Annotated in this window: 22 protein-coding genes and 1 pseudogene; 5 read left to right on the top strand and 18 right to left on the bottom strand. The window is 65.5% G+C overall.

Translation table 11 applies throughout. The annotated features are described in order from the left end of the window. The first annotated feature begins 73 nt into the window (after nt 1-73). Both FDW81_RS01490 and FDW81_RS01485 read left to right on the top strand, forming a co-directional pair. Nucleotides 74-1,402 carry a nicotinate phosphoribosyltransferase gene (locus FDW81_RS01490; protein ID WP_138132349.1) on the top strand — a complete coding sequence of 443 codons (1,329 nt, stop codon included), beginning with the start codon at nt 74-76 and terminating at the stop codon, nt 1,400-1,402. Further along, a complete protein-coding gene (locus tag FDW81_RS01485; RefSeq protein ID WP_138132348.1) occupies nt 1,402-2,040 on the top strand; it encodes an isochorismatase family protein in 639 nt (212 codons plus the stop codon). The genes FDW81_RS01490 and FDW81_RS01485 overlap by 1 nt, the downstream gene beginning before the upstream one ends. Nucleotides 2,041-2,103: 63 nt before the next feature. Here the strand turns inward: FDW81_RS01485 and FDW81_RS01480 are convergent, their stop codons facing one another. The 9 genes and pseudogenes from FDW81_RS01480 to FDW81_RS01440 all read right to left on the bottom strand — a co-directional run bounded on the left by FDW81_RS01480 (nt 2,104) and on the right by FDW81_RS01440 (nt 11,814). Next, nucleotides 2,104-3,888, bottom strand: coding sequence for a DEAD/DEAH box helicase (locus FDW81_RS01480; RefSeq protein WP_138132347.1), 1,785 nt, complete (start codon nt 3,886-3,888; stop codon nt 2,104-2,106). After that, entirely contained in the window at nt 3,888-4,229 is a 342-nt protein-coding gene (locus FDW81_RS01475) for a DUF3039 domain-containing protein (protein WP_138132346.1), read from the bottom strand. The genes FDW81_RS01480 and FDW81_RS01475 overlap by 1 nt, the downstream gene beginning before the upstream one ends. A 120-nt stretch (nt 4,230-4,349) precedes the next feature. Further along, nucleotides 4,350-5,132, bottom strand: coding sequence for a glucosamine-6-phosphate deaminase (nagB, locus tag FDW81_RS01470; RefSeq protein ID WP_138132345.1), 783 nt, complete (start codon nt 5,130-5,132; stop codon nt 4,350-4,352). 28 nt (nt 5,133-5,160) lie between these two features. Next, a pseudogene (locus tag FDW81_RS01465) lies at nt 5,161-6,731 on the bottom strand (transporter). After that, nucleotides 6,713-7,522 (bottom strand): ABC transporter ATP-binding protein, encoded by an 810-nt coding sequence (locus FDW81_RS01460; RefSeq protein WP_138132344.1) that lies wholly within the window; start codon nt 7,520-7,522, stop codon nt 6,713-6,715. Before FDW81_RS01460 ends, FDW81_RS01465 begins: the two are co-directional and overlap by 19 nt. A gap of 112 nt (nt 7,523-7,634) precedes the next feature. Next, the gene (locus FDW81_RS01455; protein WP_138132343.1) at nt 7,635-7,931 is read right to left on the bottom strand and encodes a DUF3253 domain-containing protein; all 297 of its coding nucleotides are present in this window, start codon (nt 7,929-7,931) and stop codon (nt 7,635-7,637) included. Nucleotides 7,932-7,945: 14 nt separating this feature from the next. After that, nucleotides 7,946-9,043 (bottom strand): NADH:flavin oxidoreductase/NADH oxidase, encoded by a 1,098-nt coding sequence (locus FDW81_RS01450; RefSeq protein ID WP_138132342.1) that lies wholly within the window; start codon nt 9,041-9,043, stop codon nt 7,946-7,948. Then, nucleotides 9,043-10,017: a tetratricopeptide repeat protein gene (locus FDW81_RS01445; protein WP_138132341.1), complete on the bottom strand. Its 975-nt coding sequence runs from the start codon at nt 10,015-10,017 to the stop codon at nt 9,043-9,045. The genes FDW81_RS01450 and FDW81_RS01445 overlap by 1 nt, the downstream gene beginning before the upstream one ends. Before the next feature lie 54 nt (nt 10,018-10,071). Continuing rightward, a complete protein-coding gene (locus FDW81_RS01440; RefSeq protein WP_171027069.1) occupies nt 10,072-11,814 on the bottom strand; it encodes a hypothetical protein in 1,743 nt (580 codons plus the stop codon). Between the two features lie 191 nt (nt 11,815-12,005). Here FDW81_RS01440 and FDW81_RS01435 point away from each other — a divergent pair, with 191 nt between their 5' ends. Then, entirely contained in the window at nt 12,006-13,316 is a 1,311-nt protein-coding gene (locus FDW81_RS01435) for an AI-2E family transporter (protein WP_138132340.1), read from the top strand. A 72-nt stretch (nt 13,317-13,388) separates the two neighbouring features. On the opposite strand, the gene FDW81_RS01430 is transcribed toward FDW81_RS01435, so the two are convergent. Both FDW81_RS01430 and FDW81_RS01425 read right to left on the bottom strand, forming a co-directional pair. Beyond that, nucleotides 13,389-14,189, bottom strand: a complete 801-nt coding sequence (locus tag FDW81_RS01430) for an alpha/beta hydrolase (protein WP_138132339.1) — start codon at nt 14,187-14,189, stop codon at nt 13,389-13,391. A gap of 44 nt (nt 14,190-14,233) precedes the next feature. Then, the gene (locus FDW81_RS01425; protein ID WP_138132338.1) at nt 14,234-14,590 is read right to left on the bottom strand and encodes an ATP/GTP-binding protein; all 357 of its coding nucleotides are present in this window, start codon (nt 14,588-14,590) and stop codon (nt 14,234-14,236) included. Between the two features lie 103 nt (nt 14,591-14,693). Here FDW81_RS01425 and nucS point away from each other — a divergent pair, with 103 nt between their 5' ends. Together nucS and FDW81_RS01415 are read left to right on the top strand one after the other, a co-directional pair. After that, nucleotides 14,694-15,389, top strand: a complete 696-nt coding sequence (nucS, locus tag FDW81_RS01420; protein WP_138132337.1) for an endonuclease NucS — start codon at nt 14,694-14,696, stop codon at nt 15,387-15,389. A gap of 299 nt (nt 15,390-15,688) precedes the next feature. After that, nucleotides 15,689-15,892, top strand: coding sequence for a cold-shock protein (locus tag FDW81_RS01415; protein ID WP_003804766.1), 204 nt, complete (start codon nt 15,689-15,691; stop codon nt 15,890-15,892). 162 nt (nt 15,893-16,054) lie between these two features. Here FDW81_RS01415 and FDW81_RS01410 read toward each other — a convergent pair whose 3' ends face one another. The 7 genes from FDW81_RS01410 to atpA form a co-directional block, all read right to left on the bottom strand. After that, nucleotides 16,055-18,676 (bottom strand): bifunctional lysylphosphatidylglycerol flippase/synthetase MprF, encoded by a 2,622-nt coding sequence (locus FDW81_RS01410; RefSeq protein ID WP_138132336.1) that lies wholly within the window; start codon nt 18,674-18,676, stop codon nt 16,055-16,057. Next, nucleotides 18,658-19,968: an alpha/beta hydrolase family protein gene (locus FDW81_RS01405; protein ID WP_138132335.1), complete on the bottom strand. Its 1,311-nt coding sequence runs from the start codon at nt 19,966-19,968 to the stop codon at nt 18,658-18,660. The genes FDW81_RS01410 and FDW81_RS01405 overlap by 19 nt, the downstream gene beginning before the upstream one ends. A 4-nt stretch (nt 19,969-19,972) precedes the next feature. Continuing rightward, the gene (locus FDW81_RS01400; protein ID WP_138132334.1) at nt 19,973-20,404 is read right to left on the bottom strand and encodes a DUF2550 domain-containing protein; all 432 of its coding nucleotides are present in this window, start codon (nt 20,402-20,404) and stop codon (nt 19,973-19,975) included. A 10-nt stretch (nt 20,405-20,414) separates the two neighbouring features. Continuing rightward, entirely contained in the window at nt 20,415-20,699 is a 285-nt protein-coding gene (locus tag FDW81_RS01395; protein ID WP_138132333.1) for a F0F1 ATP synthase subunit epsilon, read from the bottom strand. 1 nt (nt 20,700) lies between these two features. Continuing rightward, the gene (gene atpD, locus FDW81_RS01390; RefSeq protein WP_138132332.1) at nt 20,701-22,155 is read right to left on the bottom strand and encodes a F0F1 ATP synthase subunit beta; all 1,455 of its coding nucleotides are present in this window, start codon (nt 22,153-22,155) and stop codon (nt 20,701-20,703) included. 84 nt (nt 22,156-22,239) lie between these two features. Continuing rightward, the gene (locus FDW81_RS01385) at nt 22,240-23,130 is read right to left on the bottom strand and encodes a F0F1 ATP synthase subunit gamma (RefSeq protein WP_138132331.1); all 891 of its coding nucleotides are present in this window, start codon (nt 23,128-23,130) and stop codon (nt 22,240-22,242) included. 73 nt (nt 23,131-23,203) lie between these two features. After that, nucleotides 23,204-24,841 carry a F0F1 ATP synthase subunit alpha gene (atpA, locus tag FDW81_RS01380; protein ID WP_138132330.1) on the bottom strand — a complete coding sequence of 546 codons (1,638 nt, stop codon included), beginning with the start codon at nt 24,839-24,841 and terminating at the stop codon, nt 23,204-23,206. Between the last annotated feature and the right edge of the window lie 6 nt (nt 24,842-24,847).

Raw genomic sequence — 24,847 nt, 5'->3', positions numbered from 1 at the left:
GGCCCACGCCGGCGAGGGCCCCGCGGCGAAGCGAAGCGAGACGTGGGAGCCGGTGGGGACTAGAGTGACTTCCGTGAGTACCTCCGCCGGCTGGGAGCAACCCCGCACGTCCTTCTATACCGACCACTACGAGCTGACCATGCTGCAGGCGTCACTCCATTCGGGCGCAGCGCACCGCAAGTCGGTCTTCGAGGCGTTCGCGCGCCGGCTGCCCGACGGGCGGCGGTACGGCATCGTGGCAGGAACGGGCCGGCTCCTGGAAGGCATTGCGAACTTCCGCTTCGGCGAGGCCGAACTGGATTTCCTGGCCCGCACCAACGTGGTCAACGAGCAGACCCTGCAATACCTGGCGACCTACCGCTTCTCCGGCGACATCTGGGGTTACGCCGAGGGCGAGGCATACTTCCCCAACTCCCCCATCCTGATTGTCGAGGCCACGTTCGCCGAGGCCTGCATGCTGGAAACCTACCTGCTCTCCGTCCTCAACCACGACAGTGCCATTGCCTCCGCTGCCTCCAGGATGGTCAGCGCAGCACATGGCCGCCCCTGCATCGAGATGGGATCGCGCCGGACACATGAGGAAGCGGCTGCTTCCGCCGCGAGGGCAGCCGTCATCGCGGGGTTCAGCAGCACCTCAAACCTGGAGGCCGGCATCCGCTACGGCATCAGGACCGTTGGCACCGCAGCCCATTCCTTCACTCTCCTGCATGACAGCGAGAAGGATGCCTTCGAGGCCCAGATCGCCGCGCTCGGCGAAGGCACGTCCCTCCTGGTGGACACGTACGACGTCGAAACGGCCGTCCGGACGGCAGTGGACCTGGCAGGTCCCCGGCTGGGTGCCGTCCGGCTGGATTCCGGTGACCTCGTGGACCAGGCCCAGTGGGTCCGCCGGCTCCTGGATGACCTCGGCAATGAGAACACCAAGATCGTGGTCACCTCAGACCTGGACGAGTACGCGATCGCAGCGCTGCAGTCCGCGCCGGTGGATTCCTACGGGGTGGGCACGTCCCTCGTGACCGGCTCCGGCGCCCCCACGGCCAGCATGGTCTACAAACTGGTAAGCCGCACAGATGACGACGGGAACTTCGTCTCGGTGGCAAAGGCAGCCAAGAACAAGGCCAGCGTGGGCGGCCGCAAGTACGCGCTGCGGAAGCTGAACGAACAGGGCATCGCCACCGCCGAGATCGTGGGCGTCGGGCACCGGCCCGAGGATGACGGTAACGACCGCCCGCTGCTGCACCAGTTCATGAAGAACGGTGAGCTGATGCCGGGCTGGACGGGGCCCGAGGGCGTCCTCAGGGCGCGCCAGCGCCACGCCGACTCCATGGCCGAGCTGCCGCCCGTGGTTAACCGGCTGCAGCGCGGCGAGGCCGCCATCCCCACCATCTACGAGGAGAACTGATGTCCCGTGCGCTGATTATCGTTGATGTCCAGAACGATTTCTGCGAGGGCGGATCGCTCGCCGTCCAGGGCGGGGCAGCCGTTGCCGGCGCCATCAGCGACTACGTCGACGCCCATCACAACGAGTTTGACCACATCGTGGCCACGCAGGACTGGCACATAGACCCCGGGGAGCATTTTTCCGACACCCCCGACTTCAAGGGCAGCTGGCCGCCGCACTGCGTGGCCGGCACCCGCGGCGCGGAGCTGCACCCGGACCTCGACACCGAGTACATCCAGGCCTACTTTCAGAAAGGGCAGTATTCCGCTGCCTACTCAGGCTTTGAAGGACTCCTGGCGCCCGAGGACGCAGTACCCACCGGAGAACGGCAGCCGGGGGCCCTGCCCGGTTCCGGGGATGCCGACAGGTTCGCTCCGGACAAGGACGCCATTGGCCTGGACGACTGGCTGCAGAGCCATGACGTTGAGGACGTCGTGGTGGTGGGAATCGCCACAGACTACTGCGTCATGGCAACCGCTTTGGACGCCGTCCAGGCAGGCTACTCGGTGACCGTCCTCAGGTCCCTGACCGCCGGGATCGCCGAAGACCTGGAAGAGGCCGTGGCCGAGATGGAGCTTGGCGGCGTCGACGTCGCCTGACCCCAGGCAGTTGCAGAGTGGCCCGGTGCGCTGCACCGGGCCACTATTGTTTTGAGGTCGCTGCTATTTCCTGCCCACAAACCAGTCCTGGAGCTTCCGCAGGCGGGACTTCAGCTGCTCCTCGTTTGCCTGCGCCACTGGAGGCCCGCCGCAGACGGTCCGCAGCTTGGTGTGCACCACGCCGTGCGGCGTGCCGGTCCGGGCGGACCATGCCGCCACATTCTTGGCCAGCTCGTTGCGCAGGTCCATCAGCATCCGGTGGTCCGGGACGGCAGGGGCCTGGCTTTCAGCCGCAGCAGCGGGAACCTTCCGGTTCTTCCTGTTCAGCTGCTCGTGCTGGCGCTGCCGGAGGAGGGTGCCCACCTGCTCGGCATCCAGCAGGCCGGGAATGCCCAGGAAGTCCAGCTCGTCGTCGGAGCCCACCTCGCCGCCGGTGCCGAACTCGCCCCCGTCAAACAGGACCCGGTCGAAGGATGCCTGCGAGTCCAGCGCCTCGAACTTGCCCTTGGTCAGGCTGTCCGAGGCTTTTTCCTCGCGGTTCGCCTCGTCCATCAGCGAGTCCTCAGGGTTGAAGAGGCCGTCGCCGTCCTCCTTCTCCGGCCGGTCCAGCGCGTGGTCGCGCTCCATTTCCATCGAGTTGGCCAAGGCCATCAGCTGGGGCACCGACGGCAGGAAGACCGACGCCGTTTCGCCCCTCTTGCGGGCACGCACGAAGCGTCCCACGGCCTGGGCAAAGAACAGCGGGGTGGATGTTGAGGTGGCGTACACGCCTACCGAAAGCCGCGGGACGTCCACTCCTTCGGAGACCATGCGGACCGCCACCATCCAGCGCTTGTCCCCTGCAGAGAACTCCTCGATCTTGCTGGAGGCCTTGGCATCGTCGGAGAGGATCACAGTGGGGGACTCCCCCGTAATCCTCTTCAGCTGCCCGGCGTACGCACGTGCATCCTCATGGTCGGTGGCGATCACCAGGCCGCCGGCGTCCGGCACGGTGCGTCGCACTTCGCTGAGCCGCTTGTCCGCCCCGGCCAGCACGGCCGGAATCCACTCACCGGCCGGGTTCAGCGCCGTCCGCCAGGCGTGTGACGTGATGTCCTTCGTGACGGCCGCCTCGCCCAGCGAAGCAGCCATTTCCTCGCCGGCACTGGTCCGCCATCGCATCTGCCCGGAGTAGGCCATGAACATCACGGGGCGGACCACATGGTCCCGCAGGGCGTTGCCGTATCCGTAGGTGTAGTCGGCTTTGGAACGGCGGATCCCGTCCCGGTCCTCGGCGTATTCCACAAAGGGGATGGGCGAGGTGTCTGACCGGAACGGCGTTCCTGTCAGTGACAGTCGCCGCACGGCCGGATCGAAGGCCTCCCGCAGGCCGTCACCCCAGGACAAGGCTTCGCCGCCGTGGTGGATTTCGTCCAGGATCACCAGGGTGCGGGCAGCTTCCGTCTTCGCACGGTGAAGCAGCGGCTTGCTGGCCACCTGGGCATAGGTGACGGCGACGCCAATGAAGCCGCGGCCGTGCTGGCCGTCGGAGTTCTTGAAGTTGGGGTCGATCGCGATACCCACGCGGGCAGCGGCATCCGCCCACTGACGCTTCAGGTGGTCGGTAGGCGCAACAATGGTCACCCGGTTGACGGCTCCCGAGTCAATCAGCGTGGATGCAATCCGCAGCGCGAACGTCGTCTTGCCGGCCCCTGGGGTTGCCACCGCCAGGAAGTCGCGCGGACTGTTCTTCAGGTAGAGATCAAGGGCTTCCTGCTGCCAGGCACGGAGTTTCGGGGCGGTTCCCCAGGCTGCACGTTCCGGGTAGGCCGGAGGCAGGGTGGGGCCGCCAAAAAGCGTTTCCGTCACTACTTGTTGTTGCCCGAGTCCCCTCCGGGACCCTTGCCGCCGTCATTGCCCGGGCGCAGGCCGTCATAGACCTCTTTGCACGTGGGGCACACCGGGAACTTCTTTGGATCCCGGCCCGGCGTCCAGACCTTCCCGCACAGTGCGATGACCGGCTCACCCGTCAGCGCGGACTCCATGATCTTTTCCTTGCGAACGTAGTGCGAGAAACGCTCGCGGTCGCCCGGCTCCACCTCCTGGCGCAGTTCCTCGCGCTCAATGGTGGCTGTGGACGTTCCAGCCCCGGAAAGCTCGCGCATCGGGTCGTTTTCGAGAGGGTCCGTCATGCTAGTCATGCCAACCATCTTAGCCGTTTGGGCAGCGGCACGTTCGACGGCGGCGCGTCTTCCCAGCGGATGAAACAGCCGCACTGGGCCGGCCGCTCGAACATTTTCCAGGACGCTCCAGTGAGCCGGCGCGGAAAGCTAAAGGCCCTGCCAGGCGGGCTTGTGGTCGTAGGTGTGCCGGTAGAAGTCCGCCAGCTTCAGCGCCGAGGCTGCGGCCTCGTCCAGCAGGATCGTGGCGTGCGGATGGAACTGGAGGATGGACGCGGGGCAGATGGCCGAAACGGGTCCCTCCACGAAGTCCCTGACGGCCTGCGCCTTCTGGGCGCCCGTTGCGACCAGGATGATGTGCCGGGCTTCCATGATTGTCCCCAGCCCCTGGGTCAGGACGTGGTGCGGCACTTCGGCCAGGCTGGTGAAGAACCTGGCATTGTCCCGGCGCGTCTGTTCGATCAGGCTTTTGATGCGGGTCCTGGACGCGAAGGAGGACCCGGGTTCGTTGAAGGCGATGTGGCCGTCCGTTCCCACCCCCAGGATCTGCAGGTCAATGCCGCCGGCGGCCGCGATGGCCTCCTCGTAGGCCCGGCACGCGGCAGGGATGTCGGCGGCGGAACCATCCGGTCCATGCACGTTCTCCGGCAGGATGTTCACCCGGTCGGTGAACTCCCGCCGGACAACTTCGCGGTAGGACTCCGGGTGCCCGGCAGGAAGGCCCACGTACTCATCCAGGGAGAAGCCGGAGGCCCGGCTGAAGTCCAGGCCGGCCCGCTCGTGGCGCCCAGCCAGCTCATCATAGATGGGCAGCGGGGAGGAACCGGTGGCCAGCCCGAGGACTGCGTCCGGCTTGCGCCGAAGGAGGGCCCCGACCGCATCCGCCGCCAGCCGTGCAATCTGTTTGCTGCCGTTGAGGATGACAACTTCCATGCTGTTCCTTCCTGCCGTACCGCCGCCGTCAGCGGTTGACGGTTACCTGGGCCAGAAGCTCGGGCCCGCGGGCATCCAGCCATTTTCCACCCAGCCTCACGCCCGCCACAAACAGCCCGAGGCCAAGGCAGGCCCCGGCGGCAAGATTGATCCAGCCCAGGAGGGGCTGCCCGTCACGAGCTGGGCGACCAGCAAGGCCACCTCCGGGAGGACCAGGACCATCAGCACCACCAGTCCGCCGAACTGCACGGCGAGCGTCTGTCCCACATTGCCGGGCGGTTTCTTGAACGGGCTCTCCCCCGGCAGGGGAACAGCCACGGTATACCGCGCGGATACCACGGACGACAGGCCCAGCCCCGTGAACAGGATGCCCAGGCTCAGGCCCAGCTGGCCGGGCAGCCCCGCCCAGTCGCCGGTAAACATGGAGTATCCGACTGCAAACACCAGCACCACCGGCAGTGCAAAGGCCAGGCAGGCGAGCGCGCGGCCCAGCCTGTCCGCAACACCACGGATCCCGGAGGCCAGGTGCAGGGCAAAAGCCGTGTTGTCGTAGGAAACATCCGCCGAAATTGACCAGGCAAGGATGAAGGCTGAAAGCGGAGCCAGGAAGGCAAGGCTGGTGAAGTCACCGGTCTGGACCCCTTGGAACACCAGCGCCACGGGAAGCAGCGGTATCACCACCAGGGAGCCGGAGTACCGGGGGTCGCGGAACCAGTACGTGAGGGACCTTGCCATCACTGCACCCGCAGGAACTGCCGGCAGGAGTCCGAGCAGTCCCAGCCTGCCGCCCTTCCGCTTTCCGCTGCCCGCGTAGGGAGGCGTCACCAGCGCCCGCTCCAGCAGCACCTTCCAGGCCCAGGCGAGTACTGCGAGCGTTGCTGCAGAAATGAGCAGCTTCAGGACGGCCGAACCCGGCCGGCCCGCTGCCACCTCACCGGAAATGGCCCACGGCGCCCCCAGCGGTGTCCAGGAGAGGGTTTGGGCAAATACGGGCAGGAACCCGGTGGACGCCGGAATCCCCTGGCCTATCCCCGCCACGATGGGTCCCATCAGGACGAGCGGCACCATGAAGGCGATGGCGCTTACGTCCTTGAAACGGCGCGACGACGCCAGGCTTGCGGTTGCCGTGGTGACCACCTTGGCGAGCACAACGCAGGTCAGCACACCCAGTACTGCTCCCGCCGCAGCAGCGAGAGCAGGAAGGAAGCCACGCCACCACGTGGCCACTGTGGACAGGGCCACCAAGGACGTGGCCAGCCCGGGAATGCCGATCAGTCCGCCCAGCGCCAGCCCCGCCAGCATCTGCTTCATGGGAATGGCAAAGGTGGTGAAACGGGCAGGGTCCAGGGTCATGTCGGTAGCTGAGGCGACCACCGGCACTATCCCCCAGCCCAGGATGGCGGCGGATCCGCCCAGGACCACCGCCGTGTACGCAACGTCCTGAGGCGCGGTGCGCAAAAGGACCAGGGCCACCACCAGCGTTACCACCAGGCCAAGGGCGTAGAGCCCGGCGAACGCCATGCCCACCAACTGCCACGGGCTGCGCCGCAATCCGTTCCGCAGCAGGGCCAGTTTCAGCTTTAGGAGGTGCGCAACCATTCCAGCCCTTCCGTGTGGCTGCGGCCGCCCACCAGCTGCACGAACCGGTCCTCCAGCGAGGCACCGCCCCGTACGTCATCCACCGTTCCGGCGGCCAGCAGCCGGCCGCCGGCCACCACCGCAACGTGGTCGCACATGCGCTGCACCAGGTCCATAACGTGGCTCGAGACAATGACGGTGCCCCCGGACGCGACGTAGCTGTCCAGGATTGAGCGGATATTGGCGGCGGAGACCGGATCCACCGCCTCGAAAGGCTCATCCAGGACCAGCAGCCTGGGCGCGTGGATCAACGCCGAAGCAAGGGCGATTTTCTTGGTCATGCCTGCGGAGTAGTCCACCACCAGGGTCCCCGCGTCATTCTGCAGGTCGAGTGCGGCGAGCAGGTCGGCAACACGTCCGGCCACCACGTCCTTGTCCATTCCGCGCAGCAGCCCCGCGTACGTGATCAGCTGCTCGCCCGTGAGCCGGTCGAACAGCCGCACCCCGTCCGGCAGGATGCCCATCAGTTTCTTGGCTTCCAGGGGTTGGCGCCATACGTCCACGCCATGGACAACTGCTGTGCCGAAGTCCGGGCGCAGGAGGCCGGTGGCCATGGACAGCGTGGTGGTCTTGCCGGCGCCATTGGGGCCCACGATGGCGTAAAAGGACCCGGCCGGAACCTCCAGGCTGATACCGTCTACGGCGATCTTGCCACCAAAGCGCTTCGCGAGCCCCCGGATGGACAGGGCCGCCGGGATCCCTGCGCGCGCGGGCTGGTCATACAGCGGCGGGTCAGGTATCGGAGCAGTCATGAAGCCAGACTAACCGTCTGGGTGCGGTTGCGGGGTCCTCCTGCAGGAGTAGCGAAAAAGGCGCAGGACTACCATTCCGCGCCCTACCCGTTCCTGCCGCCCCGGCCGGGTTTTACCTGCCATGCTTCGCCCTGCGGATGCGGATGGGCCCCTTGGCAGTGGCGGGATCAACGACAGCACCGCCCTGCGTGATCTCTACCTCGCCGGCTTGAACCAGGCGCCGCGCGGCCGAACGCGCAGGCTCCATGAGCCCGCGCCAATCCTCGCCGCCGACAGCACGGGCAGCATCGGACGGGCAGATACTCGATGTTGCGGCCCTGGCAGCCAGAAGTTCCAGGATGGCGGCTTCCAACTGTTGCCCGCCCTCCCTGCCAGGGGCGGGCGCCTTGTCCCGATCTCCGTGGTCCATCAGCAACCTGGCAGTCAGAAAGTGCGCCGCGGCCTGGCGCGCTCGTATTGCGGCGGCCAGGCGATGTCATGCCCCAGTTCGAAGGCTGCTCGCAGCCACCAGTGGGGGTCCCGCAGTGCTGCCCGCGCAATGAGGACACCGTCAGCCTGTCCTGTTGCCACCGCGTGCTCAACCTGACCGGCAGAGGTCAGCAGGCCCACCGTCCCGGTGGCTACTCCCGCTTCCTTCCGGATGGCAGCGGAAAATCCGGTTTGGTAGCCGGGGCCGGCGCTGATCTGCTGGTGGGCAACCGCTCCGCCGCTGGAAACGTCAACAAGGTCAACGCCGCGTCCGGCAGCCTCCCGGGCGAGGCGTATGGAAGCCGCAAGGTCCACGCCGCCCTCGGCCCAGTCCGTGGCGGAGATCCTCAGCAGCAGAGGCATCGACTCCGGAATGACTTCGCGCACTGCATCCACCACCTCTAACATCAGGCGGTTTCTCCCTGCTTCATCCCCGCCCCAGGAATCGGTGCGGGTATTGATGAGCGGACTCTGGAATTGGTGCAGCAGGTAGCCGTGGGCGCCGTGGATCTCCATGGTGTCAAAGCCGGCGTCAACGGCCAGTGTTGCCGCGGCAGCAAAATCACTGACCACGCCCCTGATCTGATCCTGGGTCATTGCGGCAGGTTCGGAATAGCCATCGAACGCCAATGCGGAAGGCGCCACTGTGGTCCACCCGCCGTCAGACTCCGGAACGCTGCCATGCTTGCCGGCAAACGGCCAGTAGGTGGAGGCTTTCCTGCCGGCATGCGCGAGCTGGACGCCAATCTTTGCCTCCGCAGCTCCATGCCGGTGGACAAACGAGGTGATCCGCTCCCATGCCTCCGCCTGTTCACCGTTGTAGAGGCCGGCGTCGCGCGGGCTGATCCTGCCTTCGGCGTTGACTGCGGCGGCTTCGGTGAGGATCAGCGCGGCACCGCCAGCAGCGAAGGATCCCAGGTGCATCAGGTGCCAGTCGTTGGGAACTCCGGGGGCGTCGTCGGGATCACAGCTGTACTGGCACATGGGCGAGACCCAGCCCCGGTGCTGGAGTTCCAGCGACCGCAGCTTGAGGGGCTCGAACAGCGCCGGCACTAGAAGAGGACCCGCGCGAGCGCCTGGCGCGCCTTGGCCACGCGGGCGTCCGACGCGCCCACCACGTCAAACAGCTCCAGCAGCCGGATCCGGGCCGCTTCACGCTCGGGACCGAAGTTGCGCCCTATGAAGGACACCAGCCGGTTCAGCCCATCCTCCACATGGCCGCCGGCGATGTCGAGGTCGGCAACACCGAGCTGCGCCTCCAGGTTATCCGGCTCGTTGGCAGCAACGGCCCGCAGGGCTTCGCTGTCCTGGGCCGAGAGTGGCTGCAGCCTGGCCATCAGCTCCACCTGGGCCAAGCCGGCCTTCGCCTCGTGGTCCGAGGGCATCTCATTCAGCGCCTGGCGGTAGGCCTCGGCTGCAGCCGCGTAGTCCCCGGCTTCGATGGCGTCGAAGGCCGCCTGGTGCAGCGGCGGCAGCGGTGCGGGGGCTTCCTCATCGCTGGCTCCGGCGCCGAGGCTTCCGGTCACGCCGTTCGCGGCCGCCACCTTCAGCAGTTCATCAAGGAGGCTGCGGACCTGCTGTTCGTCGGCGCTGCCCTGAAACAGCGGCACCGGCTGGCCTTTGAGCACTGCCACGGCTGTGGGCACAGCCTGCACCTGGAAGGCCTGGGCCAGCTGCGGGAACGCTTCGATGTCGGCGGCCCCAAGGACCAGCCGGCCGCCGTAGCTTTGCACGATGGTCTCCAGTGTTTCGAGCACGCGTCCGGACTCCGGCGAGTACGAGGCCCACAGTGCAAACACCACGGGCACTTTCACGGAGAGTTCCACCAGCTGCTGGAAGTTTGACTCCGTGACGTCCACCGTCAGCTCTGGAGTACCGGCGCCGCCGGGCTGCGTGCCCTCCTGCGGTGTGCCGGTGCCGGACGGGGATGCCGGGCGCTGCTTCAGGGTGGAAAGGTCGACGGCGCCGCGCAGGTTAAGCATGTTGGCAGCGGCAGGAGGGACTGGGCGGGAAGCTGGCGAACTCATGCTTTCCACTCTAGCCACTCCGGCCGCTGCCGGTGCCACTGCGGGATCAGGGGTTTACTTGAAGCTCGCCCCTGTCAGGCCACGGGTGGCGGCTATGAGCTTCATGGGGTCGGTTGCACCGGCCGGCGGCACGTACACGGCCATGGACTCGGCGAAGCTCAGGACCATGCCGGTGGTGGTTTCCTTGCCGCCGGCGAGGGCAGCTGCATCGTCGCCGATGGTGAGTTTGTCGCCCGCGGCCTTCGGGGTTCCCTCGAAGCCGAAGTTGATCCGGCCCAGCACCAGGGCGCCGCCGTCGTCGGTCCGGAAGACGACCGTGCTTTCGGGAACCACCTTGTGCGTGAAGGAGAAGTTGCCGTTTTCGCCGGCCTTCACCACCTCGGCCTGGTAGGAGAGCGTGTCCGCAATGTAGGGCGAAGATTCCCCTTCCACCAGCTTGTCCTTGAAGGCGGAGTCAGGTGAGGTGAGGCGGTCCGCGAGACCGGCCAGCGCTTCCTCACCGCTGTAGAGCAGGCCGGTCTTGTCACCAGCCGCCAGGGTTTCCGTGCCGTCCCGGCTGATGGTGGGGAACGTGGTGCCCGGCTGCAGTGGGGTGGTTCCCACCAGCTTGTAGTTCTCGCGGGGCGAGGACTGGACCAGAGTCAGCAGCTGCGGCACTACGTTGCCTTCGCCTTGGGTCACGGCCAGGACTGACCGCGGCCACTCCGGGTCGCTGGTCACCACTGTGGTGAGGAGCTTGGTGGAACGTACCGGCATGCGGGCCTCATAGGAGCCCACCTGTGAGCGGATCCTGTAGTTCTGGGTACGGACCTCCAATTCGGTCCCGCTGACGCGGTCCCCAAGCTTTGCCGCGTCCTTTGCCGCGTCGCCGGCGTCAACGGCGCTGGAGACCTGCTCCAGGATCCGGCGGAACTGCGCATCCAGCAGAACGGGTGCCAGGTCGTCCTGCGTGGCCGGCGCGGTGGAGGCTGCTCCGGAGGAAGGCTCAGGGGCAGGGGCAGTTGCATACGCTGCGGTGCCCGTGCCTGCCACCACTGTTGCCGCCACCATTCCGGCGGCCATCATGCCCAGGCGGGAGGACTGCCGGGCCTCGGTTCTGGCGCGGGCCCGCTGCGCATATTTGCTGCCAGCAGTGTCCTTGCTGCCGCCGCTGTCCTTGCTGGCCGCACCGTCGCCATTACCATTGCGCTTGCGGATGGGAAGAAGTGCCAGGGCAATCCCACCGAGAATCAGGAGGGAACCCAGGACCATGAGCGGAATGGCCCAGGGGGTGGAGGTGTCGTTCGGGAACGTCATGGAAACGGAGGAGGGCGCAGGCCGGGTACCGTCGGAAGCCAGCATGAGGCTCCATTCGCCGTCGGCCGGAGGCGTCCATGAATACTCAAGCTCACCGCTTGCATTCTCGGTGGACACCCAGAGGTCCGAGCCCGCGGGGTTGGGAACTGTAGCCTCACCTTCGGCATGCTCAACCAGCAGCGACTTCTCGTCCTCGGAGATGCCGGTGATGGTGTTGTGCGCCGCCTGGCCCACCCAGGCGTCCACGTCGTCCGGCCGGCCGGCTGCCAGCAGGAAGTTGCCGTCACCCTCAATGTTGATCTTGACCGTTCCGCCGTGAAGGGTGCGCAGGTTCTGGTCGATCACGGTGACGGGTGCCTGGGCGCCGTCCGCCGGAGCGGAGGCCGTGAAAGTCTCGGACGGGGCCCAGATGGTTCTCTGGCCGATGCCGGCCAAAAGTGTCAGGAGGCCGAGCAGCACGAGTGCGACTGCAGTCTTTAAACGCAAGGGAACACCTATCATCAGCGGGGGTTTCCCTCCAATGGTAACCGTTTTGTTACCACAGACCCGGACCGGGGGCTCCTGCAGACTTGCCCCGGAGCATCCGGCCCGGCCCTTCAACTGCTGTTGACAAGGCTGCTGATAGTGTTTGCGATGATCATCACACCGGCACGCGCAGGCGGTGCCACGCACGGAACAGGCCCCCAACAACAGTGACTGACAAGACGGACGAGTCCTCCGCGGCACCCGAGAATTCTGGGGGTGGGCAGCCGCCGTCGGCCGCTCCGCAGGATCCTGAGGCTGCCCGCCGGAAGAACCCGGCCGCCGCCGCCCTTGGACTGCTGGTACACCGACTGCGGCAGCCCCTGCCCGGAGCCCAGCCCCGGCTCCGCTTCGAAATGCCGCCCGAGTACTCGCTCCAGAACGGGGACAGGGACCGCACGGACGGCGAAGTGCAGCCGCAGTTCGGCAGCCCTGGCCCCCGGATCTCGCCGCAGCATCCGCTGTACCTGGGCTTCATGGGTACGGTGGGCGTCGGGCTTGCCCTACTGGTTTACTGGATCGGTTCCAACACCACGCAGCTGCTGCTGTGGATCGTGGCTGCGCTGTTCATCGCGCTGGGACTGGAACCGGTGGTGGGCTGGCTCGAAGGCCGGAAAATCCCGCGCCCGGCCGGAATCCTGGTATCCGTCACAGTCCTGGTGAGCGCCGTCGTCGGCTTCTTCGCCACCCTCATTCCCACCATCGTGGAGCAGGTCACGGAGATCGTCCAGCAGGCCCCGGTGTGGATCCGGGACTTCATTGACTCGGACTTCTTCCGAAGCCTCGATGACCAGTTCGGCGTCCGCGAACGGGTCACGGAGGAGCTGGACAAGTTCGTCAATGATCCAGCAGCGTTGGGCGGCATTTTCGGCGGCGTGGTGGGCTTTGGCTCCACCGTGGCCAACAGCTTGTTCGGCACGCTCGTTGTCCTGGTGCTGAGCCTGTACTTCCTGGCAGCCCTGCCCGCCATGAAGAGATGGGGCTACCGGCTGGCGCCGCGGTCCCGCCGCCACCGGGTTGAGGCCCTGTCCGAGGAAATCACCCGTTCCGTGGGCAACTACGTGATCGGCCAGGCAGCGGTCGCGCTGTTGAACGCGACGTTTGCATTCATCGTGATGTCCATCGTGGGCATTCCCTTCGCACTGCTGCTGGCATTCGTAGTGGCGCTGCTCGCGTTCATTCCACTGGTGGGCGGCATGATTGCCGGCATCGTGGTGCTGCTCGTTTCGCTGACCGAGGGCTGGCAAGCGGCAGCCATCTACGGTATCTGCTACTTCGCCTACCTGCAGTTCGAGGCCTACTTCATCTCTCCGCGCATTATGCAGAAGGCCGTGGCCGTACCTGGCGCTGTGGCAGTGATCTCGGTGATCGCCGGGGGCAGCCTTCTCGGCGTCCTCGGTGCCCTGATCGCCATCCCCACCGCAGCAGCGGTGCTGCTGCTCATCCGGGAAATTTACATTGTCCGCCAGGACCAGCACTGAAGCAGCCCGCCGGGGGCAGCACAGACGCTGCCCACCGGGACCGGCGCCACCCACGCAGGCGGCCGTGCCAGCCTAGGCGGACGCGGTGGCCGCTGGCCCGTTCCACTCCTGCGGCAGTCCGGCAGGGCCTGAACCTGCCTCGCTGACTTCGTCCACGATTTCGTTGAGGACCCGGGCGGCATGCTTCTCCCCCACCCACAGGTGCTTGGCGCCGTCCACGCCCACCACCCGCGCCTGCGGAACGAGGCTGAAGCGGCCGGCCGCTTCGTCCGGTTTGAGGTAGTCGTCGTGCTCCGGCACCAGGACCGTGAGCGGCTTCCCTGATTCAGCCCACAGGAGCAGGTGCTTGTCGGTGGCGCGGTGCAGCGGGGGTGAGAGCAGGATGGCCCCTTCGATCAGGGAGGCCACCGGCTCCACTGCCCCGTACATCAGGGCGAGTTCGGTGCCGAAGGACCATCCCACCAGCCAGCGGTTGGGCAGGCCCCGTTCCACAGCGAAGCGCACGGCCGCCTCGACGTCGTGCCGTTCCCCAATCCCCTCTTGGAAGCTCCCGCTGCTGGTGCCGCGCGGCGAGGCGGTTCCCCTGGTGTTGAACCTCAGAACGGCGATGCCAGCCAGGGCCGGGAGTCGGTAGGAGGCCTTGCGGTAGACATGCGAGTCCATGAAGCCGCCGTGCGTGGGCAGCGGGTGCAGGGTGATCAGCGTGGCGTTGACCGGCCCGGAATCAGGCAGTGCGAGCTCGCCCACCAGGGTGTGCCCGTCCTCCGTTCGCAGCTCCACATTTTCGCGCTTCGCCGGAAGCACGGTGGAGGCACGGATGGGAGTGGGGCCTGCTGCCTGGCGGAACTCGTACGACGCCGGATCAAAAGTCATGCATGCCAGCTTAGCGACAGGCGGCGCGGCTTTGCCCGCCGCCCCTACCGGTAGCGGTAACTGCGCGACATCCAGCAGTTGGTGTGCCAATGCCGCCGCTCGGCCAGCCCCGCCGCAGCGCCGAACAGGTGGTCGTCCTTCCAGACGACCAAATGGGCCACGCCGGGAAGCACTGCTGTGGAACATTCGGGGCAGATGTAGGTTTTCCCGGCGTTCCTGGCGGTTATGGTGCGGACCATCCACTCGCCGTCGGGAGCGCTTTCCCGGCGGGCTATGCCGGCGCGGGCACGCTCCAGGTCCAGCTCGGCAGCCTCTCCGCCACGCTTCCTGCCGGCACCGTTTCTTCCGGAGGCTGTGCCTTTTCCGGACACCGGGCGGCGGGGACGGTTGGAACGCGGCATGCCTCCATTCTGCCCCAGCCGCCCGCCAACCGCCGCGCGCGGAGGACCTGCAGCGCCGCCGTCGGGATCAGCCGCTGCGGCGGCAGGCGGTAGTCTGTACGGCGTGCGACTTGTCATAGCCCGATGCTCCGTTGATTACGTTGGCCGGCTCAAAGCCCATCTCCCCCTGGCAACCCGGCTCCTGCTGGTGAAGGCGGACGGCTCAGTCCTGGTCCATTCCGACGGCGGTTCCTACAAGCCGCTCAACTGGATGAGCCCGCCGGCCACCCTGCGGGTTTCCTCCCCGGAAGAGGTGGACCTTGAACTGGGGGTCGTGGAACAGTGGACCGTCCAGTCGGCAAAAACCGACGACCGGCTGATCATCAACATCCACGAGAAGCTTGACGAGTCATCGCATGACCTGGGCGTCGACCCCGGCCTGATCAAGGACGGCGTGGAGGCGGACCTGCAGCGGCTCCTGGCGGAACAGATCGAAACACTGGGAGCCGGCTACTCCCTCATCCGCCGCGAATACTTCACGGCGATCGGCCCCGTGGATATCCTTGCGCGGGATGCTGACGGCGCCACTGTAGCCATCGAACTGAAGCGCCGCGGCGACATCGACGGCGTTGAGCAGCTAACGCGCTACCTGGAGCTGCTCAACCGCGACCCGCTGCTGGCGCCCGTCCGCGGGATTTTTGCCGCGCAGCAGATCAAGCCGCAGGCCAAGGTGCTGGCGAATGACCGCGGAATTGATTGCGTAACGCTGGATTACGATGCCATGCGCGGCGTGGACGACAGCGAATCCAGGCTTTTCTAACGGCACCCCCAGCGGCCCGATCCACCCTAATAAGCCTCTGATATGCGCATTAAGCAGCATTTTCCCCAAAATTTATCCGATTCGAACCCCAAACCGTTGACCTGCGGGAATGGGCGTGAAATTCTTATCTCAGTCTTTGTGTAGGTGTTTTTCATGCTCGCAAGACATGTTGCGAGCGCGAAGCTCCTGCAGCACCGGATCCCTTTTAGGGGAAGGTATTCAGGATTCTTCTCGCGGAGTGACCAAGGCCGGTACGAGGTGTGCCGATCTTAAAAAAGTTCCACAATGAGGAGAAATACATGGCACAGGGAACCGTCAAGTGGTTCAACGCTGAAAAAGGCTTCGGCTTCATTACCCCGGATGATTCCGACGGTGACGTCTTCGTTCACTACTCCGAAATCCAGACCGGCGGCTTCAAGACCCTCGACGAGAACCAGCGCGTTCAGTTCGAAATCGGCCAGGGCGCCAAGGGTCCCCAGGCTACCGGCGTAACCGTCGTCTAGTCCCTGCGAACCCGGCTGCACCCGCGGCCTGCAATGCAGTAATGGTCCCCGGCAATAGTGCCGGGGACCACTACTTTAAACCTTTTCCGGGATTACCGGCGCCCTTGGGGGAAAGGCCGAATCCAGCCGCATCGAACAGCATTTCGGCAGGGGCAGGCCCGCTTACTTGACCAGTTTCCGCACCAGGCGCGCCCCCTGTGCAAGTGAGAGCCCCGGAAGGTAGGCGCGGGTCAGTGCCCTGCCGATGGCGGGCAGGTGCAGCGGATCCTGATAGTAGAGGTACAGTGCCCGGTATTCAGGCTTGAACCTTGACTTGAATGCCGCCAGGGACCGGAATCCGTAGACGGGCTCAAGCGCGTGCCCTACCAGGTCCAGGATCCGCACCAGATTCTCCGGCCCCGCCTGGCTGCCGCCACCGCCTTGTTCGTCAGCTGCATCATCACCGGAACGGGCAACATCCGTTCCCTCCGGGCTCCGGGCTGCGGGTTCACCGGGAAGACTTGCCAGCGGGGAGCCGGAGAGGGAGATGACCTCCACGGATCCGCGCAGCTCCAGCACGGCAGAGGCTATGAGGAATTCCATCACCCCCGGAAAGGCTTCGGCGCCCCGGCGCATGACGTCCAGTGTCCGGCTGACCAGCCGCCCGCCGTCGTAAACGGGGAGCCAACTGGTTACCCCGTGAACTGTACCGTGGCCGTCAACGGCGAGGCAGCACAGTACCTCCCCATCCTCAAGCTCATCCACTCCGCCCAAAGTGAAGCCCATCTCGGGGACGGACTTCCCGGCCGCCCATTCCTCGGATACCTCGTTAAGCCTGGTCCGCAGGAGTGCCGGCAGGGAGTGGTAAGGCCCCCACACTGCACGCACCCCCAGCTTGGCGGCGCGGTTAAGCGCTGTCCGCACGTTCTGCCATTCCTTCCCCTTGAACTCGAGTTCACGGATGGGCAGGCGGGTCTCCTGGGCCACTGTCACGCGGGAGAACCCGCGCTCCTGCAGCGCCGGCCACATCACGCCGTCGCATGAGTAGAGTGCGGGGATCAGCGCATGCGCCCGGCAGTAGGCGAGGAATCCTTCCGTCACCTTCTGCTGCGTCTCCTTGGGGCCGAAGGCGCCGCCAAGAGTCAGGGCAACACTGCCGTGCTGCTGGAAAGCCACGGCTCCTTCGCCGTCCGGACTAAACCAGTAGTTGTTGGGTTCCCACAGGGCCATCCAGGAGAGAGGCCCGCCGCCCTGCCGCAGCAGCCCGCGGGCCCGCTCCCTGTCCTCTGTGCCTGAATCACTGCCGTGCGCCTTGCCCAGCAGCACCCACCAAACGGCGGCCAGCGCGATGACCCAGAACACCGGCCCCGAAGCGGCAAAAAGCAGCGACTCCAGGCTGTTCCGGTCCGCGAAAACACGGTGATAATGCTGCGGGATGGGAATGGGGACATACTGGCGGGCCAGCTCGGCAAGAAGTCCCAGCATGCCGCCGTCCCGGGAAAGTCCTCCAGACCACAACCAGGCCGCAGTGTAGGAACCGGCGAGGGCCAGCCAGGTTCCTCCCACCACGCCCGCGAGCACCCGGCGGGCCGAGGGCGCCGTCTGCACCCGGAACTGCCGCCGGTTAAGCCAGAGGACCAGGGCCAGCAGCAGCGGCACCACCACGAGCGGAAGTACATGGGCGAAGGCTGAGCCCATCGGAGCCGCGTCAGGGCGGGAGACCCGGGAGGGCACCAGCGCGAAGAGGGCAAGGTAAACAGCAGCCAGCGCTGTGACCGCCAGTTGGATGGCGAGGGCGATATTCAGGGCCAACCGCCTGCCGCGGCGCATGCCGTCAGCACAGATCAGCAGCAGGACCACCGGAACCACCGCCAGCGCGAGGCCGAACGGCCCTGCAAACCCCGCCCTGCCGGCTTCCAGGCAGGACGACTCGACCGTGGCACCGCAATTAAGTGCGAGCTGCCCGAGCGTCGGCAGCGGATTCAGGACCACATCGCGCAGCAGGGCCAGCGGGCCTGTGGGCGCCCGCGCAATCCCGGTGAGGATCGGTCCCACGGCAAAGACGGCAACGGTCAGCGCCAGAAGGTTCCTGGTTTCCCGGCCGGTGGAGCGGTGCCGGTGCAGCTGGCCCTGGTCCCCCTGGATCCACCATCCTGCCACCAGCCCCAGCATGGCGCCCAGCAGGCCGATGACGGTTTCGGCATGCCCGACGTACAGGACCAGCAGGAGCGAGACGGACAGCACCGCTGTCCGCAGCCTTCGCTGCCACAGGACGGGAAGGCGGGCACTGCCGGCAAGCCCGGCGGTCAGCAGGGGCGCATAGGGGCCGATCAGGATATCGTCGGCCATCCGGTCCAGCCAGCCGTCTCCCAGATATCCGGCAAGCTGGGTCACCAGCAGGAACAGCGTGACGGCCGCAAACTGTCCGCCGAGCAGCAGTGCAACAGCTGCCCGTGTTCCCAGTTTGCGTTCGGCAAGCCCCAGCAGCAGCACGATCATCAGCGAGGCGGTCAGGTAGGCCAACGGGTTAGTGGCGAAGAACAGGCTCGTGAACAGTGACCACCAGTTGCCCTCCCGCAGCCCGGGACCGCTGACGCCGGCAAAGCCCAGCAGGTGTTCGGGCGGGCCTGCCAGGAAGCTGCCTGTCACCGCGCCGGCCGCAAGAAAGACAGCGAGTACGGCCAGTGTGAAGGGTGTTGATTTCAGCTCTTCCGCAGCCTGATGGAGGGCCGGCCGTCCCACTGTGGACCAGGCGAGGGCAACAGTGCGGACCTGCCGCTCGGCGCTCACCCCGTGATCCCCCATCTTTCGGCCAGGAAATCCAGTGCGTCCGCGATGCGCTTCGAGGACGTGTCCCAGGAATGGCCGGTGTGCTCCACTTCGTGGGCGCGGACAGTGAAGCCGGCTTCGCTCCCGGCTGCCGCAAGGGTGCGCAGATAGGCCACGAACTCCGGATCGTCCTGGCCGGCGGTCAGGTACATGCCGCTGCCGTCGAAGCGCCGCTCCTTCATGATGGCCAGGGGCGTCTGCCGGTTGAATGCTTCAGGGTCGCCGGGAAAGGAAGCCTCGATGGTCTTTTCGCGTTCCTTTGCGATCGCGGGCTCTGCCTCGCCGGAGAAGGATAAAACGGCGGGGAACAGCTGGGGATGCCGGGTTCCCAGCTGTAGGGCGCAGGTGCCGCCGAACGAAAAGCCTCCCGCAGCCCACCGGTTGTGGTCGGTATCGACGGCGAGCGTGGACTTGATCCACTGCGGCACATCCTGGGACAGGTAGGTGTCCGCGCGGGCAATCCGGCTGTCCATGCACATGGTGTTGGCGGACTGCGAACCATTTGGGTCGGGGACAACCACTACGGGCGCTACTCCCCGGTGCGAGCGGGCATACGCGTCCATGTGTACCTGCAGGGTGCCGCCGGTCAGCCAGTCTGCGGGACCACCGGGCTGTCCCGCCACAAGGACCAGGACAGGAAGGGCCGGACGGTTGTCGGCAAAGTAGGCCGGTGGAAGATAAATGTACGCTTCACGGGTGTTCATCCCGGAGGCCTTACCGGGAATGGCGGACTTCCGCAGCACGCCCTCAGCCGGCACGTTCCCTTGCACTGACCAGCCCTGGAGGGGAACGCCGTCGGACTCCCCCGGCTGCCGTTGCAGCTCAGCTTCCAGCGTGGGAATCCGCGCCAGTTCAGTGCCGAAGAGATCGCTGACCGTACGGTTGAGGCCAAAGTAGGCGTTGACCTGCACCGCAGAAAGCGCGGCCACCATGAGGACAGCGGCCAGGCCTGTGATGCGGCTGCCCCACCTGGTCCGGGGAATCCGCACGACCAACAGGATCAGGGCGGCGAGGGCAGGCACTATCCAGAGCAGAACGGTATCGGGAACGTTGTCCGGGAAAACCGAGAAGACATTGATCAGCGCCCAATGGACGCTGGCCACCAGGGCGAAGGCTGCAGCCACGGCAGCAAGGACCTTGAGCACCCAGCCACGCGTGGTAAGAGGTCTGGGCGGCCAGAGCAGGTAAACGGCGCCGGCCAGGCCGAGGATGAAGGCCAGCCAGTACACGGGCCCGTCGATGAGCCGGATCTCGAAAAACCACTCCACGCGGCTAGCGCCAGGTGCCCACGCCGATGACCGGTCCGGCCTCGAGCCAGGATGAAAGCCCGGTGTAGGCGTCGAATTTCATGGCAAGGCGCAGGTCCTTGCCCTCGTACCGCAGCTCCACAATGACGACGTCGGGCTGTACCTTGACTGCCTCGGCCTCGGTGGGCTTGCGGCGGCCCAGCAGTTCCAGTGAATGCCGTTTGAACTTGTGCTTGGGCCGGACACTCAACGAGAGCAGCCGGAACCACTCAAGGTCGTTGTCCTGGTAACGACAAACCCCCATCTGCCAGCTGTTTCCAGCCATGCAAATGGAGGCGTCCACCGTGCCGAGGGCACGCCGCAGGTTGAAGCGGCGTACCCCCGAAAGGCACAGTGCAAATATCAGCAATCCAAAAGCGACTGCCAAAGCGATGAACGGAAGACTCGATGCGTCCATCAAGGTGGTGCTAGCGGATCCCAGCGGTCGCCGAGCCGGCCAGATGGGCGTTGTCGGCAACAATGACCACGCGGTTGTTGTCCACCGAGAAGAACCCGCCGTCAACATCTACCGCAATACGGTCTCCCGACACCGGCTGGATGGCCAGTTCACCCTCGGCCAGGATCGCCAGCAGGGGCGAGTGGCCGGGCAGGATTCCGATTTCACCATCGCTGGTGCGGGCCTTGACCATCTTGGCCGCTCCGGACCAGATGAACCGGTCTGCTGCGACAATCTCAACCTCAAGCTCAGCCATGTTACTTGGTCTGTTCCTGGATCTTGGCCCACTGGCGCTCAACGTCATCGAGGCCGCCGACGTTGAAGAACGCCTGCTCCGCGATGTGGTCAAGCTCGCCGTCGCAGATGGCGGCGAAGCCTTCAACGGTGTCCTTAATGGAAACCGTAGAGCCTTCAACGCCGGTGAACTGCTTGGCGGTGTAGGTGTTCTGCGAGAGGAACTGCTGGATGCGGCGTGCACGCGACACGACGATCTTGTCCTCTTCGGAGAGTTCGTCAACACCAAGGATGGCGATGATGTCCTGGAGTTCCTTGTTCTTCTGCAGGATCTGCTTCACACGAACAGCCGTGTTGTAGTGATCCTTGCCGATGTACTGGGGGTCCAGGATTCGGGAGGTGGACGTCAGCGGGTCAACGGCCGGGTACAGACCACGCGAGGCGATTTCACGGGAAAGTTCCGTGGTCGCGTCGAGGTGTGCGAAGGTGGTTGCCGGTGCCGGGTCGGTGTAGTCATCTGCGGGGACGTAGATGGCCTGCATTGAGGTGATGGAGTGGCCCTTGGTGGACGTAATGCGCTCCTGGAGGAGGCCCATTTCGTCAGCCAGGTTCGGCTGGTAGCCCACGGCGGACGGCATACGGCCGAGAAGGGTGGAAACCTCGGAACCTGCCTGCGTGAAGCGGAAGATGTTGTCGATGAAGAGCAGCACGTCCTGGTTCTGGACATCGCGGAAGTACTCCGCCATGGTCAGGGCGGACAGGGCCACGCGCAGACGCGTTCCCGGCGGCTCATCCATCTGGCCGAATACCAGGGCGGTGTCCTTGAGGACGCCTGCCTCTTCCATTTCAACCCAGAGGTCGTTACCTTCACGGGTACGCTCGCCAACACCGGCGAATACCGAGGTACCACCGAAATTGCGGGCAACACGGGTAATCATTTCCTGGATCAGGACCGTCTTGCCCACGCCGGCGCCGCCGAACAGGCCGATCTTTCCACCCTTGATGTACGGGGTGAGGAGGTCGATGACCTTGATGCCGGTTTCGAGCATCTCGGTGGAGCCTTCGAGCGAGGCAAAGTTCGGGGCCTTGCGGTGGATGGGCCAGCGTTCGCTGATCTCCAGTTCCGACTCGGCAACGTCGAGGGGCTGGCCCAGGACGTTGAAGATGTGGCCCTTGACGCCGTCGCCAACCGGCACGGAGATGGGCGCACCGCTGTCCACTACCGACGTGCCGCGGACAAGTCCGTCAGTTGCCTGCAGGGAGATGGCGCGGACGAGGTTGTCACCCAGGTGCTGGGAGGTCTCGAACGTGATGGTCTTGGTCTCACCGTTGAGAGTAATCTCGGTGGTGAGTGCGTTGTAGATGGACGGGATTGCGTCAGCCGGGAATTCGACGTCGACAACCGGGCCGATTACGCGCGCAATGCGGCCGGTGGCACCGGCCGTCGCGGCTACGCGTTCGGTAGCAGTGGCAGTCATCTCTCTCACTTCACTCAGTAGATGGCGTGGGGTTAAGTTTATCTGTGCTGGTGCAGGTCCAGCGGAATCCGAAAAGGCTGCAGGCTAGGACGCGAGTGCGTCGGCGCCGGCAACAATCTCCGAAAGCTCCTGCGTAATTTCAGCCTGGCGGGCCGTGTTGCGCAGACGCGTGTACTTCTTAATGAGATCCGTAGCGTTGTCGCCCGCGGACTTCATGGCCCGCTGGCGTGCGGCGAGCTCGGAAGCAGCCGCCTGCAGCATTGCCGCGAAGATGCGTGATTCGATGTACCGCGGGAGCAGGGCGTCAAGAACGCGCTCCGCCTCCGGCTCGAATTCGTACAGCGGCAACAGGTCCGCTTCAGAAGTTGCCTCTTCTTCCACTACTTCCAGGGGAAGCAGTCGGATGACCGTGGGCTCCTGGGTAACCATCGACTTGAAGCGGGTGTACACCACGTGGATTTCGTCCACGCCGCCCTCTTCGTAGTCGGTAGCGAAATCTGCCAGCAGTGCTTCGCCGACTTCACGCGCGGTGGTGAACTCGGGTGCGTCGGTCCCTCCGGTCCAGACCCGTGCATATTCACGGTTCCGGAATTCGAAGTAGGCCTGGGCCTTGCGTCCGACGAGGTACGTCTTGACTTCCTTGCCTTCAGCGTGGAGCAGCTCGTTGAGACCCTCCACCTGCTTGAGCACGCTTGCCGAGTAGGAACCTGCCAGGCCACGGTCCGAGGTGATTACCAGGACGGCGGCGCGGCGGATCTGCTCCGGCTCAGTAGTCAGCGGGTGGTCGACTTCGCTTTGGCTGGCGACAGCAGAAACGGCGCGCGTGATCGCGTTCGCGTAAGGCAGTGAAGCTGCTACGCGCGCACGGGCCTTGCCAATGCGCGAGGTAGCGATCAGTTCCATCGCCTTGAAGATCTTGCGCATCGACGTGGTCGAGCTGATCTTCTGGCGGTAGACCCGGATCTGAGCTCCCATACTTATCCTTTCCTAACATTCCGTAAACCGGGTGCGCCGGGCCCTTCAGGCCCGGCCCACCCGGTCAGTGGAATTAGCGCTTCTGCTTGACGATTTTTTCCTGGTCAACGTCGCCCTCGGAGATGGCGTCGTGTTCCTCGTGGCCAGCGCCTACCAGGTGGTTGTCACCCTCGCCGAAGAAGCCCTTCTTGAAGTCAACAATCGCGGACTTCAAAGCGGCTGCGGTGTCGTCGTCCAGCACGTTGGTCTGCGCCAGCGTGGTGAGGATCGAGGACTTCCGGCCCAGGTGGTCCAGGAACTCGCTTTCGAAGCGGCTGATGTCCTCAACCGGAACGTCATCCAGGTAACCGTTAGTGCCGGCCCAGATGGAAACAACCTGGTTCTCGACCGGGAACGGCGAGTACTGGCCCTGCTTGAGCAGTTCCATCAGGCGTGCGCCACGGGTCAGCTGCTGGCGGGATGCGGCGTCCAGGTCGGACGCGAACATGGCGAAGGCCTGCATGTCGCGGTACTGTGCCAGGTCCAGCTTCAACGTACCCGAGACCTTCTTCATGGACTTCACCTGTGCGGCACCGCCAACGCGGGACACAGAGACACCCACGTCAACAGCGGGACGCTGGTTGGCGTTGAAGAGGTCCGACTGGAGGAAGATCTGGCCGTCCGTGATGGAGATGACGTTGGTCGGGATGTAGGCGGACACGTCGTTCGCCTTGGTCTCGATCAGCGGCAGGCCCGTCATGGAACCGGCACCCAATTCGTCGGACAGCTTTGCACAACGCTCCAGGAGACGGGAGTGCAGGTAGAAGACGTCGCCCGGGTAGGCTTCGCGTCCCGGCGGGCGGCGCAGCAGCAGCGACACGGCGCGGTAGGCTTCAGCCTGCTTGGACAGGTCATCGAACACGATGAGGACGTGCTTGCCGCCGTACATCCAGTGCTGGCCGATGGCCGAGCCGGCGTACGGTGCCAGGTACTTGAAGCCTGCGGGGTCCGACGCGGGAGACGCCACGATGGTGGTGTACTCCAGCGCCCCGTTGTCCTCAAGGGTCTGGCGGATGGCGGCGATGGTGGACGCCTTCTGCCCGATGGCCACGTAGATGCAGCGGACCTGCTTGGTCACGTCGCCGGAAGCCCAGTTGGCCTTCTGGTTGATGATGGTGTCGATGGCAATGGCGGACTTGCCGGTCTGGCGGTCGCCAATGATGAGCTGGCGCTGGCCGCGGCCGATCGGAATCATGGCGTCGATTGCCTTGAGTCCGGTCTGCATCGGCTCGTGCACCGACTTGCGCTGGGTCACGCCCGGAGCCTGGAGCTCCAGGGCACGGGTGGTCTCGGCCTTGATCTCGCCGAGGTCGTCGATGGGCACGCCAAGCGGGTCCACCACGCGGCCGAGGAAGGCGTCGCCCACGGGAACGGACAGGACCTGTCCGGTGCGGTGGACTTCCTGGCCCTCTTCGATGCCGGTGAAGTCGCCGAGGACGATGACGCCGATTTCGCGCACGTCGAGGTTCTGGGCCAGGCCCAGGGTGCCGTCCTCAAAGCGAAGCAGCTCGTTCGCCATGACCGAGGGAAGGCCCTCAACACGGGCGATGCCGTCACTAGCGGTGGTTACGCGGCCGACCTCTACGCGTTCTGCGTTTCCGGGTTCGTAGGACGCCGCGAACTCGTTCAGCGCATTACGGACGTCGTCGGCGTTGATGGTCAATTCGGCCATCTGCAG

This window comes from Pseudarthrobacter sp. NamB4 (genome assembly GCF_005796185.1).
GTDB lineage: Bacteria > Actinomycetota > Actinomycetes > Actinomycetales > Micrococcaceae > Arthrobacter.
This window is presented reverse-complemented; position numbering and strand designations above follow the sequence as displayed.